This window comes from Paenibacillus pabuli, from assembly GCF_039831995.1.
Lineage (GTDB): Bacteria > Bacillota > Bacilli > Paenibacillales > Paenibacillaceae > Paenibacillus > Paenibacillus pabuli_C.
The window spans coordinates 14,150-28,447 of record NZ_JBDOIO010000005.1 but is presented as its reverse complement, the minus strand read 5'-3'; the positions used below and the strand labels follow the sequence as shown (position 1 = coordinate 28,447).

At 46.1% G+C, this 14,298-nt stretch carries 28 protein-coding genes; all 28 read left to right on the top strand.

Annotation, left to right across the window (positions count from 1 at the left end):
• Window positions 1–24: 24 nt before the first annotated feature.
• The 28 genes from rplV (at window position 25) to rpsI (ending at window position 14,170) form a co-directional block, all read left to right on the top strand.
• Complete coding sequence (gene rplV, locus ABGV42_RS26995) at window positions 25–357, top strand: 50S ribosomal protein L22 (RefSeq protein WP_095293416.1); 333 nt, start codon at window positions 25–27, stop codon at window positions 355–357.
• A gap of 15 nt (window positions 358–372) precedes the next feature.
• Window positions 373–1,038 (top strand): 30S ribosomal protein S3, encoded by a 666-nt coding sequence (gene rpsC / locus ABGV42_RS26990; protein WP_090924673.1) that lies wholly within the window; start codon window positions 373–375, stop codon window positions 1,036–1,038.
• A gap of 2 nt (window positions 1,039–1,040) precedes the next feature.
• Window positions 1,041–1,475, top strand: coding sequence for a 50S ribosomal protein L16 (gene rplP, locus ABGV42_RS26985; RefSeq protein WP_017692082.1), 435 nt, complete (start codon window positions 1,041–1,043; stop codon window positions 1,473–1,475).
• The gene (rpmC, locus tag ABGV42_RS26980; protein WP_017692083.1) at window positions 1,465–1,662 is read left to right on the top strand and encodes a 50S ribosomal protein L29; all 198 of its coding nucleotides are present in this window, start codon (window positions 1,465–1,467) and stop codon (window positions 1,660–1,662) included. Before rplP ends, rpmC begins: the two co-directional genes overlap by 11 nt.
• A gap of 48 nt (window positions 1,663–1,710) precedes the next feature.
• Entirely contained in the window at window positions 1,711–1,977 is a 267-nt protein-coding gene (gene rpsQ, locus ABGV42_RS26975; RefSeq protein ID WP_056697701.1) for a 30S ribosomal protein S17, read from the top strand.
• A 35-nt stretch (window positions 1,978–2,012) separates the two neighbouring features.
• Window positions 2,013–2,381: a 50S ribosomal protein L14 gene (rplN, locus tag ABGV42_RS26970; RefSeq protein WP_090905289.1), complete on the top strand. Its 369-nt coding sequence runs from the start codon at window positions 2,013–2,015 to the stop codon at window positions 2,379–2,381.
• 41 nt (window positions 2,382–2,422) lie between these two features.
• Window positions 2,423–2,776 (top strand): 50S ribosomal protein L24, encoded by a 354-nt coding sequence (gene rplX / locus ABGV42_RS26965; protein WP_017692086.1) that lies wholly within the window; start codon window positions 2,423–2,425, stop codon window positions 2,774–2,776.
• Window positions 2,777–2,808: 32 nt separating this feature from the next.
• Window positions 2,809–3,351 carry a 50S ribosomal protein L5 gene (gene rplE, locus ABGV42_RS26960; RefSeq protein ID WP_095293414.1) on the top strand — a complete coding sequence of 181 codons (543 nt, stop codon included), beginning with the start codon at window positions 2,809–2,811 and terminating at the stop codon, window positions 3,349–3,351.
• Window positions 3,352–3,425: 74 nt separating this feature from the next.
• Complete coding sequence (locus ABGV42_RS26955; protein ID WP_095362279.1) at window positions 3,426–3,611, top strand: type Z 30S ribosomal protein S14; 186 nt, start codon at window positions 3,426–3,428, stop codon at window positions 3,609–3,611.
• A gap of 32 nt (window positions 3,612–3,643) precedes the next feature.
• On the top strand, window positions 3,644–4,042 hold the full coding sequence (gene rpsH / locus ABGV42_RS26950; RefSeq protein WP_095293413.1) for a 30S ribosomal protein S8: 399 nt from the start codon (window positions 3,644–3,646) through the stop codon (window positions 4,040–4,042).
• A gap of 30 nt (window positions 4,043–4,072) precedes the next feature.
• Window positions 4,073–4,615 (top strand): 50S ribosomal protein L6, encoded by a 543-nt coding sequence (rplF, locus tag ABGV42_RS26945; RefSeq protein WP_017692089.1) that lies wholly within the window; start codon window positions 4,073–4,075, stop codon window positions 4,613–4,615.
• A gap of 117 nt (window positions 4,616–4,732) precedes the next feature.
• Complete coding sequence (gene rplR, locus ABGV42_RS26940) at window positions 4,733–5,101, top strand: 50S ribosomal protein L18 (protein ID WP_095293412.1); 369 nt, start codon at window positions 4,733–4,735, stop codon at window positions 5,099–5,101.
• A 27-nt stretch (window positions 5,102–5,128) separates the two neighbouring features.
• Window positions 5,129–5,626: a 30S ribosomal protein S5 gene (gene rpsE / locus ABGV42_RS26935; RefSeq protein ID WP_017692091.1), complete on the top strand. Its 498-nt coding sequence runs from the start codon at window positions 5,129–5,131 to the stop codon at window positions 5,624–5,626.
• 12 nt (window positions 5,627–5,638) lie between these two features.
• A complete protein-coding gene (gene rpmD, locus ABGV42_RS26930; protein ID WP_017692092.1) occupies window positions 5,639–5,824 on the top strand; it encodes a 50S ribosomal protein L30 in 186 nt (61 codons plus the stop codon).
• 42 nt (window positions 5,825–5,866) lie between these two features.
• Window positions 5,867–6,307, top strand: a complete 441-nt coding sequence (gene rplO, locus ABGV42_RS26925; protein ID WP_095293411.1) for a 50S ribosomal protein L15 — start codon at window positions 5,867–5,869, stop codon at window positions 6,305–6,307.
• Window positions 6,307–7,605: a preprotein translocase subunit SecY gene (gene secY / locus ABGV42_RS26920; protein ID WP_095293410.1), complete on the top strand. Its 1,299-nt coding sequence runs from the start codon at window positions 6,307–6,309 to the stop codon at window positions 7,603–7,605. Before rplO ends, secY begins: the two co-directional genes overlap by 1 nt.
• A gap of 90 nt (window positions 7,606–7,695) precedes the next feature.
• A complete protein-coding gene (locus ABGV42_RS26915) occupies window positions 7,696–8,340 on the top strand; it encodes an adenylate kinase (RefSeq protein WP_347384506.1) in 645 nt (214 codons plus the stop codon).
• A 4-nt stretch (window positions 8,341–8,344) separates the two neighbouring features.
• On the top strand, window positions 8,345–9,097 hold the full coding sequence (map, locus tag ABGV42_RS26910) for a type I methionyl aminopeptidase (RefSeq protein ID WP_175394089.1): 753 nt from the start codon (window positions 8,345–8,347) through the stop codon (window positions 9,095–9,097).
• Between the two features lie 10 nt (window positions 9,098–9,107).
• The gene (locus ABGV42_RS26905) at window positions 9,108–9,416 is read left to right on the top strand and encodes a KOW domain-containing RNA-binding protein (RefSeq protein ID WP_347384505.1); all 309 of its coding nucleotides are present in this window, start codon (window positions 9,108–9,110) and stop codon (window positions 9,414–9,416) included.
• Between the two features lie 3 nt (window positions 9,417–9,419).
• Window positions 9,420–9,635 (top strand): translation initiation factor IF-1, encoded by a 216-nt coding sequence (gene infA / locus ABGV42_RS26900; protein WP_017692098.1) that lies wholly within the window; start codon window positions 9,420–9,422, stop codon window positions 9,633–9,635.
• 150 nt (window positions 9,636–9,785) lie between these two features.
• On the top strand, window positions 9,786–9,899 hold the full coding sequence (gene rpmJ, locus ABGV42_RS26895; protein WP_003333770.1) for a 50S ribosomal protein L36: 114 nt from the start codon (window positions 9,786–9,788) through the stop codon (window positions 9,897–9,899).
• Between the two features lie 20 nt (window positions 9,900–9,919).
• The gene (gene rpsM, locus ABGV42_RS26890; protein ID WP_095293406.1) at window positions 9,920–10,288 is read left to right on the top strand and encodes a 30S ribosomal protein S13; all 369 of its coding nucleotides are present in this window, start codon (window positions 9,920–9,922) and stop codon (window positions 10,286–10,288) included.
• A 19-nt stretch (window positions 10,289–10,307) separates the two neighbouring features.
• On the top strand, window positions 10,308–10,703 hold the full coding sequence (gene rpsK, locus ABGV42_RS26885; protein WP_017692100.1) for a 30S ribosomal protein S11: 396 nt from the start codon (window positions 10,308–10,310) through the stop codon (window positions 10,701–10,703).
• Window positions 10,704–10,839: 136 nt separating this feature from the next.
• Complete coding sequence (locus ABGV42_RS26880) at window positions 10,840–11,784, top strand: DNA-directed RNA polymerase subunit alpha (protein WP_024633566.1); 945 nt, start codon at window positions 10,840–10,842, stop codon at window positions 11,782–11,784.
• A gap of 34 nt (window positions 11,785–11,818) precedes the next feature.
• Complete coding sequence (gene rplQ, locus ABGV42_RS26875) at window positions 11,819–12,184, top strand: 50S ribosomal protein L17 (RefSeq protein WP_017692102.1); 366 nt, start codon at window positions 11,819–11,821, stop codon at window positions 12,182–12,184.
• Between the two features lie 158 nt (window positions 12,185–12,342).
• Complete coding sequence (gene truA / locus ABGV42_RS26870) at window positions 12,343–13,116, top strand: tRNA pseudouridine(38-40) synthase TruA (RefSeq protein ID WP_347385223.1); 774 nt, start codon at window positions 12,343–12,345, stop codon at window positions 13,114–13,116.
• 204 nt (window positions 13,117–13,320) lie between these two features.
• Window positions 13,321–13,758 (top strand): 50S ribosomal protein L13, encoded by a 438-nt coding sequence (gene rplM / locus ABGV42_RS26865; RefSeq protein ID WP_095293404.1) that lies wholly within the window; start codon window positions 13,321–13,323, stop codon window positions 13,756–13,758.
• A 19-nt stretch (window positions 13,759–13,777) separates the two neighbouring features.
• Complete coding sequence (gene rpsI, locus ABGV42_RS26860; protein WP_056697740.1) at window positions 13,778–14,170, top strand: 30S ribosomal protein S9; 393 nt, start codon at window positions 13,778–13,780, stop codon at window positions 14,168–14,170.
• Window positions 14,171–14,298: the final 128 nt, after the last annotated feature.

The window sequence follows — 14,298 nt, the reverse complement described above, 5'->3', positions numbered from 1 at the left end:
TAATGTTTGAGAGGAGGTTACACAATGGAAGCAAAAGCACATGCTAAGTTTATCCGGATTGCTCCTCGTAAAGTTCAACTCGTTGTTGACTTGATTCGCGGCAAGCAAGTTGGTGAGGCGGTTGCCATTCTCCGTCACACTCCGAAATCCGCTTCTCCAATCGTTGAGAAGTTGCTTAACTCCGCTATTGCGAATGCGGAACATAACTATTCTATGGATGTTAATAACTTGGTCATTTCGCAAGCTTACGTGAACCAAGGACCGACAATGAAACGTTTCCGCCCTCGTGCAATGGGACGTGCAAGTCGTATTAACAAACGTACTAGCCACATCACTTTGGTGGTATCTGAAAAGTAGAAGGAGGGAAAACGTGTGGGCCAAAAGGTAAATCCGGTCGGACTCCGTGTCGGAGTTATCCGTGACTGGGAATCTAAATGGTATGCAGGCAAAGACTTCGGTGATCTTTTGATGGAAGACGTGAAAATTCGTGAATTCCTGAAAAATAAATTGAAAGACTCCGCTATGTCTCGTGTTGAAATCGAGAGAGCGGCTAACCGCGTGAACGTAACGATTCACACAGCGAAACCAGGTATGGTAATCGGTAAAGGTGGATCTGAAGTTGAGAATCTTCGTAACCAAATTACGAAAATTGCTGGCGGTAAAAAAGTACACATCAACATCTCTGAAATTAAGAACCAAGACCTGGACGCAATCCTGGTAGCAGAAAGCATTGCACAACAACTGGAACGTCGCGTTTCTTTCCGTCGTGCTCTGAAACAAGCTATTCAAAGAACTATGCGCTCTGGTGCAAAAGGTATTAAAACTCAAGTGGGCGGGCGTCTTGGCGGAGCTGAGATCGCACGTTCGGAAGGCTACAGCGAAGGAACTGTTCCACTGCACACGCTTCGTGCCGACATCGACTACGGTACAGCAGAGGCTCATACAACTTACGGCCGTATCGGCGTAAAAGTATGGATCTATCGTGGAGAGGTTCTTCCTACGGCTAAGAAACAAGCTGCTAAGGAAGGAGGCAACTAATCATGTTGGTACCAAAACGTGTAAAACACCGTAAGCAACAACGCGGACATATGAAAGGCCAAGCAAAAGGCGGAACTACGCTGAACTTTGGCGAATACGGTCTGCAAGCTACGGAACCGGCTTGGATTACGAACCGTCAGATCGAAGCGGCTCGTATTGCGATGACTCGTTACATCAAACGTGGTGGTAAAGTCTGGATCAAAATTTTCCCTGACAAACCAATCACTCAAAAGCCTCTCGAGGTTCGGATGGGTAGCGGTAAAGGTAACGTAGAAAAATGGGTTGCAGTTGTGAAACCAGGTAAGATCATGTTTGAACTTGCTGGTGTTCCTGAGGAGATCGCACGCGAAGCGATGCGTCTTGCTGCTCACAAACTGCCAATCAAAACGAAGTTCGTGAAACGTGAAGAATTGGGTGGTGAAGCAAATGAAAGCTAGTGAATTTCGCAACCTAACCTCTGCTGAAATCGAGCAAAAGATTGCCGGATTTAAAGAAGAACTCTTTAACCTCCGCTTTCAACTCGCTACCGGTCAGCTGGATAACCCGACTCGAATCCGTGATGTGCGGAAAGAAATAGCTCGTGCTAAAACCATCATCCGTGAAAGAGAACTGGGTATCGGTTAATTAGAGGTCGGATATACATTCCGTCCGTAATCAGGAAGGAGGCCAACAATGAGCGAAGAACGTAACGCACGTAAAGTGCAAACTGGTAAAGTTGTTAGCGATAAAATGGATAAAACGATTGTTGTTGCTGTAGAAACTTACAAAAACCATAAATTGTACCATAAACGCATCAAGGTTACTAAAAAATTCAAAGCGCATGACGAAGAAAACACTGCGAAAATCGGTGACACGGTGAAAATCATGGAGACTCGTCCGCTTTCGAAAGATAAACGCTGGAGACTTACTGAAGTTGTAGAAAAAGCGGTTATCATCTAATGCATTATCAGCATAGCTGGAAGGAGGAATACTAAATGATTCAACCATTTACACGTTTGGCTGTAGCCGACAACTCCGGTGCGAAGGAACTGATGTGTATCCGCGTACTCGGCGGTACGGGACGTCGTACAGCACAAATCGGTGATCTGATCGTTTGTTCTGTAAAACAAGCAACACCAGGCGGCGTTGTCAAAAAAGGTGATGTAGTTAGAGCGGTTGTCGTTCGTACGAAACGTTCTGTACGTCGTAAAGACGGTTCCTACATCGGTTTTGATGAAAATGCAGCTGTTGTTGTAAAAGACGACAGAAGCCCACGTGGAACACGTATTTTCGGACCTGTTGCTCGTGAACTTCGCGAGAAAGACTTCATGAAAATCGTTTCCTTGGCCCCAGAGGTTATCTAATAGATTAAGCTCGTGATGTTTAGAAACAGGAGGTGTACGAAATGCCAAGAGTGAAAAAAGTTCTGGAATCCCATAACAACAAACTTCACGTTAAAAAGGAAGATACGGTTATGGTGATCAGTGGTAAAGACAAAGGCAAAAAAGGCCGTGTCATCGCTGCTTATCCTCGTGAAAACCGCGTCCTTGTGGAAGGTGTTAACATGGTGAAAAAACACCAGAAGCCTAACCAGCAAAACCCGCAAGGCGGCATTATCGAGAAGGAAGCTCCGATTCACGTTTCCAACGTGATGCACATCGATCCAAAGAGCGGAAAAGTAACCCGTGTAGGTTACAAAGTGTTGGATAACGGTAAGAAAGTGCGCGTTGCTAAACGTTCCGGAGAAATTATCGACTAATTGAACCGAATGAGAAAGGAGGGCTATGATTCATGGCATCAAGAATGAAAGAACGTTACCTGCAAGAAATCGCTCCTGGTTTGATGCAGAAGTTTAACTATACAACGGTAATGCAAGTGCCGAAAATCGAGAAAATCGTTATCAACATGGGTGTGGGCGACGCAGTCCAAAACTCCAAAGTGTTGGATTCCGCAGTAAACGATTTGCAACTGATCGCAGGTCAAAAACCTGTAATCACTCGTGCTAAAAAATCTATCGCAGGTTTCAAACTGCGTGAGAACATGCCTATCGGTGTGAAAGTTACATTGCGCGGTGAGCGTATGTACTACTTCCTCGATAAATTGTTCAACGTTACATTGCCTCGTGTCCGCGACTTCCGCGGTGTATCGAGCAAAGCTTTCGACGGACGTGGTAACTACACACTGGGTCTGAAAGAACAACTGATCTTCCCAGAGATCGAGTACGATAAAGTAGACAAAGTCCGCGGTATGGACATTGTTATTGTAACAACGGCGAAAACAGACGAAGAGTCCCGTGAGTTGCTCACGCAACTGGGAATGCCTTTCGTAAAATAAAGTTGGCATAACGTTTCCGGGTGTCTGGAAGGACTCCCTTTTCTCCGAAATTATTTAGGAGGTGTCAGGCTAAAGTGGCAAAAACTTCGATGAAAGTTAAACAACAACGTACACCAAAGTTTAAAGTGCGTTCTTATACACGCTGTGAGCGTTGCGGACGTCCACATTCGGTGCTGCAAAAGTTCAAAATTTGCAGAATTTGCTTCCGTGAATTAGCTTATAAAGGCCAGATTCCTGGCGTGAAAAAAGCAAGCTGGTAAAAAGTCCTGAACGGGAAGGAGGTTAACTCACAATGACTATGTCTGATCCAATTGCAGATATGCTTACTCGTATTCGTAACGCGAACACTGTTCGTCACGAAACAGTAGAAATGCCTGCTTCAACAATGAAAAAACAAATCGCCGATATCCTGAAGCGTGAAGGTTTCATCCGTGACGCTGAAGTTATCGATGATAACAAACAAGGGATTATCCGTGTTTTCCTGAAATACGGTCAAAATAACGAGCGCGTTATCACTGGTCTGAAAAGAATCAGTAAACCTGGTCTTCGTGTTTACACGAAAAGCAACGAAGTACCTCGTGTACTTGGCGGCCTGGGTATCGCGATCATCTCGACATCCAAAGGTGTTATGACGGACAAAGAAGCTCGTCAATCGAAATCCGGCGGAGAAGTCGTTTGCTACGTTTGGTAATATAACGTCACAAGATAGGAGGTGCAACATATGTCTCGTATTGGTCGCAAACCAATTACAGTACCAAGTGGTGTGGACATCACACTGGACAACACCGTTATTACGGTAAAAGGACCAAAAGGAACTCTGACTCGTGAACTTCATAAAGACATGAAGGTTACAGTTGAGAACAACGAAATTACAGTTGTGCGTCCTTCCGATAACAAAACTCACCGTTCTTTGCACGGCACAACGCGCAGCGTTGTAAACAACATGGTGAGCGGCGTTACTGAAGGATTCGCAAAATCTCTGGAGCTGGTTGGGGTCGGATATCGTGCAAGCAAATCCGGAGATAAAATCGTTCTGAACGTTGGATACTCTCACCCGGTTGAAATTACACCGGAAGCGGGAATCGAATTCGAAGTTCCTTCGAATACGAAAATCATCGTTCGCGGGATCGACAAAGAGCGCGTAGGTGCTTACGCAGCTAAAATCCGTTCCGTTCGTGAACCTGAGCCGTACAAAGGTAAAGGTATTAAATATGAAGGCGAGCGTATCATCCGTAAGGAAGGTAAAGCCGGTAAGAAGAAATAAGATTTCTCTTACCGCCTTTGCGCGGCTTTCGGCTTGCTTGCTTCGTGTGTTTCTAATATACCCCGTGGCTTCCGGTTTGAAGCCAGCGAGGTAACCTGAAAGGAGTGAATCCCTGAGATGATTACGAAACAAGATAAAAACAAGGCTCGTCTGAAAAGACACCTGCGTGTTCGTAAGAAAATCCAAGGAACGGCAGCACGTCCTCGTTTGAACGTTTTCCGTTCTGGTAAACATATGTACGCTCAAATTATCGATGACGTAGCTGGTGTAACGATCGCTTCCGCGTCTACTGTAGACAAAGAACTGAGCAGTGACATCAAAAACGGCGCTTCTGTTGAGTCAGCTCGTAAAGTTGGCGAACTCGTTGCAAAACGTGCGAAAGACAAAGGCGTTTCCAATATCGTATTTGACCGTAGCGGATATCTGTACCATGGTCGTATCGCAGCATTGGCTGAAGCGGCTCGTGAAGCAGGACTTGAGTTTTAAGATATTTTTCAAAAGGAGGTTAACGACTTGCGTGTAGATCCGAATACTTTGGAACTGACTGAAAGAGTTGTAAATATTAATCGCGTAGCTAAAGTAGTAAAAGGCGGACGCCGTTTCAGCTTTAGCGCACTGGTTGTAGTCGGCGACGGCAACGGCTGGGTTGGAGCTGGTATCGGTAAAGCGGGCGAAGTACCTGATGCAATTCGCAAAGGTATTGAAGACGCTAAGAAAAACCTTGTACACGTTCCACTCGTAGGAACATCGATTCCTCACTTGGTAACAGGTAAGTTCGGCGCAGGACGCGTTCTGTTGAAACCAGCATCTGAAGGTACTGGTGTTATCGCGGGTGGTCCTGTACGTGCGGTTCTCGAACTTGCTGGTGTAGGTGACATTTTGACAAAATCTCTGGGTTCTTCGAATTCCATGAACATGGTCAATGCGACTTTGGAAGGTTTGTCCCGTTTGAAGCGTGCTGAAGACGTGGCTAAACTGCGCGGAAAATCCGTCGAAGAGCTTCTGGGTTAAGGAGGGAATCTCATGGCTAAATTGGAAATTACCCTCGTCCGCAGTTTGATCGGACGTCCGGAGACGCAAAGAACAACTGTGAAAACATTGGGCTTGCGCAAAATCAACAGCAAAGTGGTTCAAAATGATAATCCAGCCATTCGTGGTATGATTAACAAAGTAAGTCACTTGGTTGCTGTCAAAGAAGTAGAAGCTTAATACGGGATATTCCCATAAATCTTTAAGGAGGTGCAACGAACGATGAAGTTACATGAGCTTTCCCCAGCTCCTGGATCCCGCAAAGAGCGTAAACGTCTTGGTCGCGGTCCAAGTAGTGGTACGGGTAAAACATCAGGTCGCGGTCACAAAGGACAAAACGCTCGTTCCGGCGGTGGTGTACGTCCGGGCTTCGAAGGTGGACAAAATCCATTGTATCGTCGCTTGCCAAAACGTGGTTTCGTAAACCCAACTCGCAAGGAATATGCGGTTGTGAATATTGAAGACCTGAACAGTTTTGCTGCGGGTACTGAAGTAACTCCAGAATTCTTGATGACGAACGGCGTAGTTAAAAACGCTAAATCCGGAATCAAGATCCTGGGTAACGGTGAAGTCACTGTGAAGCTGACTGTTAAAGCTAACAAGTTTTCTCAATCTGCGGTGGAGAAAATTGAAGCTGCCGGCGGTACAACCGAGGTGATTTAATGTTCAAGACCCTAAAGAATATCTGGCGGGTTGAAGATCTGCGCAAAAGGGTATTATTTACCCTTTTTGTACTGATCATTTACCGCATCGGATCCTTCGTTCCAGTACCTGGAGTTAACAAAGAGGTTTTCGAAGCGACAAATTCTGCGGGTAAAGAAGTTTTTGGACTTCTCAATACGTTCTCGGGTGGAGCGCTGTTCCAGTTCTCTATCTTTGCACTCGGGATCGTACCTTACATCACTGCGTCTATCATAGTACAGTTGCTTTCCATGGACGTTATCCCTAAGTTAGCGGAATGGGCTAAGCAAGGTGAGCAAGGTAAGAAGAAATCAGCTCAGCTGACTCGTTATTTAACGATCGGTCTGGCATTGATTCAAGCGTTTGGTACGTCGATCGGATTCAACCGCTTGTACAATACAGAGATGGTGCCTAACGCCACGTTTGCTGATTATATCTTGATCGCGATTGTACTTACGGCCGGTACTTCATTCCTGATGTGGCTTGGTGAGCAGATCACCGAGAAGGGCATAGGAAACGGGATTTCGATTTTGATCTTTGCGGGTATCCTATCAACGGTGCCTAACATTATCAAACAAACGATCGAATCCGACTTCATTCAACCTGATCAGTTGTTCATGAACATCCTTAAAGGTGTAATCGTCGCGATTGTTATTGTGTTGATTATCATTGGTGTCATTTACATCCAACAGGCGATTCGGAAAATTCCTGTACAGTACGCAAAACGCGTCGTAGGTAACAAAATGTACGGTGGACAGAATACACATATCCCGCTGAAGATTAACGCAGCAGGTGTTATCCCTGTCATCTTTGCTTCATCTCTGTTGATGTTCCCAACGATTATCGCCAACTTCTGGGCTGATCGTTTATGGGCACAGTGGATCGGACAAAATCTGACTACTCACAAACCTCTGGGTATGTTATTGTATGTCGTGATGATCTTCGGTTTCACTTTTTTCTATACTTTCGTACAGATGAATCCACAGCAGATGGCTGATAATATGAAAAAGAACGGCGGTTACATCCCAGGCATTCGTCCGGGTAAAGCAACCGAGAAATATCTGACCCGTGTCATGACTCGTTTGACAATGGCCGGAGCCATCTTCTTGGCAGTCATTTCCGTTCTGCCTGTATTCTTAGGGGCACTTTCTGGTTTGCCTCAATCGGCGCAAATTGGAGGAACATCTCTCCTGATCGTTATCGGTGTTGCGCTCGATACCATGAAGCAAATCGAAAGCCAATTGATCAAACGCCACTACAAAGGTTTTATCAATAAATAGGCAATAGGTACCGGTCAAGCTAAGATTTACTTGCCGGCACCTATTGTGCTGTTTGTTGATGTAGGGTAGTCTTGGAGGGAGTGACATAACGTGAACATCCTATTCATGGGCCCTCCGGGGGCAGGAAAAGGAACGCAAGCAGACGTCATCGTGAAAGAGTTCGGTATTCCCCACATTTCAACAGGCGATGCATTTCGTCTGGCGATTAAGCAGGGAACTCCCATTGGCCTGAAAGCCAAGGAATATATGGATCAAGGATTGCTTGTACCAGATGATGTAACCATCGGCATCGTTGAAGAACGATTGCAGCAGCCTGACTGCAGAGAAGGATTCCTCTTGGACGGTTTTCCAAGAACCCTGTCTCAAGCAGAAGCGCTGGGTGGCATCCTGGACCGACTGAACTCAGGTCTCGATCATGTAATTAACCTGAAAGTGGACCGCGACAAATTGCTGGCTCGTTTGACGGGTCGTCGCATTTGCAAAAACTGTGGCGCCACTTATCATGTCGTATTCAATCCGCCTAAGCAGGAAGGTATTTGTGATAAATGCGGCGGCGAGTTGTACCAACGTTCGGATGATAACGAAGAGAGCGTAGGAACCCGTCTTGACGAATATATCAACAAAACAGCACCACTCCTCACGTTTTATGAGAACAAAGGTCTTCTTCGTCAAATGAACGGAGAACAGGATATTGATCAAGTCTCTCAAGAGATCGTGTCCTTATTGCGAGGTTAATTGAATGATCATTGGTAAGTCCGAAACGGAACTGGGCTTGATGAGGGAAGCAGGGAGAATTGTTGCGGAAACGCATCGTCTCTTAGCAGAGCATATCGCTCCCGGTATTACGACTGGAGAACTTGACCATATGGCCGATCAATATATCCGCAGTCAAGGAGCTGTGCCGTCTTTCAAAGGTTATAACGGTTTTCCTGCCAGTGTGTGCGCTTCAGTAAATGAAGAGTTGGTGCATGGATTTCCCGGCAAACGCAAGTTGAACGAGGGCGATATCGTTACGTTTGACATTGGCGCGCAGTACCAGGGGTATCATGGAGATTCTGCCTGGACTTATCCGGTCGGCCGTATTTCCGAGGAAGCACGTCGTCTTCTGGACGTTACCGAGGCTTCGTTATACGCAGGTCTGGCGCTGGTTAAACCGGACGTTCGCTTGTTTACTATATCTCATGCGATTCAGAAATATATTGAGGATGCCGGTTTTTCGGTGGTTCGGGAATATGTCGGTCACGGCATAGGAGCGGATCTGCACGAAGAACCCCAAATTCCGAACTATGGTCTTCCTGATCGGGGACCACGGCTTAAAGCGGGCATGGTGCTGGCCATAGAGCCGATGGTTAACGCAGGCAGACGGTATGTGAAAACGTTGGAAGATAACTGGACTGTCGTAACTGTTGACGGATCGTTATGTGCCCACTTTGAACACACCGTAGCAGTTACACCAGATGGCATGGAAATTTTCACAAAACTGAATGCGTAGGTGATGAGGCATGAATAGTCAGTCTAATCCGCAGCTCGGTCAACTTGTGAAGATCCGTAAAGGCCGCAATGCGGACCAAGCCGCGGTAATTGTTGCTATAGCGGACAGTAGGTTCGTGTATATAGCGGATGGAGACAAACGTAAGTTTGATCAACCCAAGAAGAAGAATATTCTTCATCTGGAGCTCCAGCCGATGATCAGCAGCGAGGTTGTAAACAGTTTAAACGAGAGTGGTCGGGTGACAAACGGAAAGCTCCGCTATGCGGTTCATTCGTTTCTGGAATCCACCAACATTCAAGCTGAAGAGAAAGGAGACTGACTAATGGCCAAGGAAGATGTCATTGAAGTGGAAGGTACGGTTCTTGAACCGCTGCCGAATGCAACATTCAAGGTTGAGCTTGAGAACGGTCATCAAATTCTCGCTCACGTTTCCGGCAAGCTGCGGATGCACTTCATCCGTATCCTGACTGGTGACAAAGTAGTTGTTCAGTTATCGCCTTATGATTTGACAAAAGGACGTATAACTTACCGTAAATAGTAGTAGACAGTTGCAATGAACTGTGAAGCTTGAAGCGGGTTTTGCCCGGCAAAACTTGCGAAAGCTTCGAAGCCGGTTTTACAATGGTAAAACGAGGTCAATGCTTACGAAGAGGGTTTTGCTAAGCAGAACTTTGAGGAGGTAATTCACATGAAGGTAAGACCTTCGGTCAAACCGATTTGCGAAAAATGCAAAGTCATTCGCCGCAAAGGGAATGTTATGGTTATCTGTGAAAATCCGAAACACAAACAAAAACAAGGTTAATGAAGGGGGTGTAGCGTAAAATGGCACGTATAGCTGGTGTGGATTTGCCACGTGATAAGCGCGTTGAGATCGCCTTGACTTATATTTTCGGAATCGGTAAAACGACTTCCCAGAAAATTCTGAGCTCTACAGGCATCAATCCGGACACTCGTGTTCGTGATTTGACGGAAGATGAAGTCAGCAAATTGCGTGAAAGTATCGACAAAGAGGTCAAAGTAGAAGGTGACCTGCGTCGTGAAATCTCTTTGAATATTAAACGTTTGACGGAGATCGGTTGTTACCGTGGAGTTCGTCATCGTCGTGGTCTGCCTGTTCGTGGACAACGTACGAAAACGAATGCTCGTACTCGTAAAGGTCCTCGTCGTACAGTAGCGAACAAGAAGAAATAATAAGGGGGGATAAGAGAAAATGGCTAAACCGAAAAAAGTCGTACGTACTAAACGTCGTGACCGTAAAAATATTGAATCTGGCGTGGCACATATCCGTTCCACTTTCAATAACACTATCGTTACCATTACGGATCCTCACGGAAACGCAATTTCGTGGGCAAGCTCCGGCGGCCTCGGATTCAGAGGTTCCCGTAAATCGACTCCGTTTGCTGCACAAATGGCTGCTGAGACTGCTGCCAAAGCTGCAATGGAACATGGGATGAAAGCCGTTGAGGTTATGGTTAAAGGACCAGGCGCAGGCCGTGAAGCAGCGATTCGCTCTTTGCAAGCTGCAGGTCTGGAAGTTAACCTGATCAAAGACGTAACTCCAGTCCCACATAACGGATGCCGTCCTCCAAAACGTCGTCGTGTCTAATGAGATTTGCCCCTGCGTGTGGTATAAATCCAGCACAATCTGCTAATAATGGTTGTTTAGGCATACTACTACATGTTTTCGCAAGAGAAGGTAAATGTTTCATAGAGGACCGACGTTTTGAAGGAGGGGTATTGCAGTGATTGAAATCGAAAAGCCGAAAATTGAGACGGTAGACGTCAACGATGATGGCACCTATGGGAAATTCGTAGTAGAACCGCTAGAGCGCGGATATGGAACGACGCTTGGAAACTCGCTTCGCCGAATCTTGCTCTCGTCACTGCCGGGTGCGGCAGTGTCTTCGGTTCAAATCGATGGCGTTCTGCATGAATTTGCTACAGTTCCTGGCGTAATGGAAGATGTAACGGAGATTATTCTTAACCTGAAAGCTTTGTCGCTTAAAATTCATTCTGATGAGGAGAAAGTGCTCGAGATTGATGCTGAAGGCGAAGGAGCAATCACGGCTGGAGATATCCGTGCTGATTCCGATGTGGAAATCCTTAACCCGGATCTGCACATCGCTACGCTCGGACCAGGTTCGAGACTTCACATGCGTATTTTTGCCAATCGCGGTCGCGGCTACGTCCAGGCAGATCGGAATAAACGCGATGACCAGCCGATCGGCGTCATCCCAGTCGATTCCATCTTCACCCCGATCAGCCGCGTTAACTACGCTGTGGAAAATACGCGTGTTGGCCAAGTAACCAACTATGACAAGCTCACGTTGGAAGTTTGGACTGACGGAAGTATTCGTCCTGAAGAGGCTGTAAGCCTTGGCGCTAAAATTTTGACCGAGCATTTGATGCTCTTCGTGGGTCTTACAGACGAAGCGAAAGACGCTGAGATCATGGTCGAAAAAGAAGAAGACAAAAAAGAAAAAGTACTCGAAATGACGATCGAAGAGCTGGATCTCTCTGTTCGTTCCTACAACTGCCTGAAACGTGCCGGTATTAACACTGTGCAAGAGCTGACTACGAAAACAGAAGAAGACATGATGAAAGTCCGTAACCTCGGACGTAAGTCTTTGGAAGAAGTTCAAGAGAAGCTTGAAGAATTGGGTTTGGGACTCCGTACAGAAGAATAGACAGCCGAGTGCTTGAAGTGAAGGAGGGAAAACAATGGCATACCAAAAGTTGGGCCGTAATTCCAGCGCGCGTAAAGCTTTGTTCCGTGACCTGGTAACCGACCTGTTCTTATACGAACGCATTCAGACAACTGAAGCGAAAGCAAAAGAGGTTCGCTCTATTGCTGAAAAACTGATCACTAAAGCGAAAAAGGGAGATCTTCATGCCCGTCGCCAAGTGGCAGCTTATGTTCGCCGCGAAACTATCGATGGTGAGCAAGATGCAATCCAAAAACTGTTTAGCGAATTGTCCGGTCGTTACGCTGAGCGTCCAGGCGGATACACTCGTATCCTGAAACTGGGACCTCGTCGTGGTGACGCTGCGCCTATGGTTTACTTGGAACTGGTTGACCGCGCGTAAAACAGATGAGATGAGGAAAGGGGACAGAGTCGTTGATTCTGGATTAACCCTTTTTTTCACTTCATTTCGGAATTCGTGCTGTAATAGAAGCTCCGGAAGGAGCTTCTTTTGCTGTTCGGGGTAGGGTATGTATAGTATGGAACAAAGGTGTGGTAATGATGCGCAACTTGTGTATGACGCTAACTTATGATGGCACTGCTTATTATGGCTTCCAGGTACAGCCGGGGGGGAATACCATTCAGGATCATCTCGAAGATGCCATTCGTGCATTGACAGGTGAGACGGTAAAGATAACGGGGTCAGGTAGAACCGACGCGGGTGTTCATGCTCGCAGGCAGATCTTTAACTTTTCCACCGAATCTCAAATCCCGGTTGAACGTTGGTGTATTGCGCTTAATTCTAGATTACCTTCTGATATTGTCGTTATTGACGCGATAGAAGTACCGCTCGAGTTTCATTCTCGCTATGCAGCGAAAACGAAGACGTACCGCTATACGATCAATGCGAATCAGTTTCCGGATGTATTCAACAGAAGGCAGCAATATCATCATCATGCCAGGTTGGACATAACTGCAATGCAGGAGGGGCTCCGTCATTTTATTGGTACGTATGATTTCACCTCCTTTGCTTCTCGCAAGTCTCAGAAAGAGAATCATGTACGTTCGGTATACGACGCATGGATAGAGGTTGACCGTTCAATGTGCAGAGATCATCCGCGCGATCAGGGAGTCATTCATATTTATGTGAGCGGCAACGGCTTTTTGCAGCATATGGTTCGCATTATTGTAGGTACACTGCTGGAGATCGGGGAGGGCAAACGGAAAGCCTCTGATGTACCGAATATGATTGCCGCATGTAATCGCTCTGCTGCAGGACCAACTGCGGTAAGTTGCGGTTTAATGCTCTGGGATCTTGAATATATAAAAGATTAAATTTGCTGAGTGAAAAGCTTAATTAACACTTGCGGTTTAAGCTCCTATCATGTAATATAAAAGTTGTGTTTTCTTAATGGCTTTCCCACAGCCCCAATTAAGAGGTTCACATCGCAACAACTATCCATCAACACCTAAAGTTATCACTTAATGAACGAAGATAAATGAAAATGAGATTTTGAACATTTTAAGGAGGAACTTTTCATGCGTACCACGTACATGGCGAAGCCTAACGAAGTTGAGCGCCAATGGCACATCATTGATGCCGAAGGCAAAACGCTCGGACGTTTGGCGAGCGAAGCAGCTGCTTTGATCCGCGGCAAACATAAGCCACAATTCACTCCACATGTGGACACTGGCGATTTCGTAGTTATCATCAATGCGGAGAAAATCGTATTGACTGGTAAAAAAATGCAAGATAAAAAATACTACCGTCACTCGATGCACCCAGGTGGTTTGAAAGTAACTACTGCAGAAGATATGGTTAAAAACAAACCGGAACGTATGTTGGAATTGGCTGTTCGCGGTATGCTTCCTAAAACTCGCATGGGCGAAAAAATGAAGCTGAGACTTAAAGCGTACAGAGGCACTGAGCATCCACATGCAGCACAAAAACCAGAAGTTTACGAACTTCGCGGTTAATTAAAAGGAGGACAGTTTCATGGCACAAGTACAATACTATGGGACAGGTCGTCGTAAACATTCGGTAGCTCGTGTTCGCCTTGTACCGGGTGAAGGACGCATTGTCATCAATAAACGTGATATTAATGAATACTTCGGTTTGGAAACACTCAAACTGATCGTAAAACAACCACTGACTTTGACAGAAACGCTCAGCAACTATGACGTTTTGGTTATCGCTCATGGTGGCGGAATCTCCGGTCAAGCTGGAGCTATCCGTCATGGTATCTCCCGCGCTCTGCTGAAAGCAGATCCGGAATACCGTGCTTCCCTGAAAAAAGCAGGATTCCTGACTCGTGACCCACGGATGAAAGAACGTAAAAAATACGGTCTCAAAGCCGCTCGTCGCGCTCCTCAGTTCTCCAAACGTTAATATGTTTTACAAGCCTTTGGCCTCGGCCAGAGGCTTTTTTTGTCTTTTAAACTTGTAGAACAAGTCGGTTCAAGAGCTTTCCATCGACTGCTTGGGATATGAGTTTAGCTAACAGGGGTGTTTCTCAT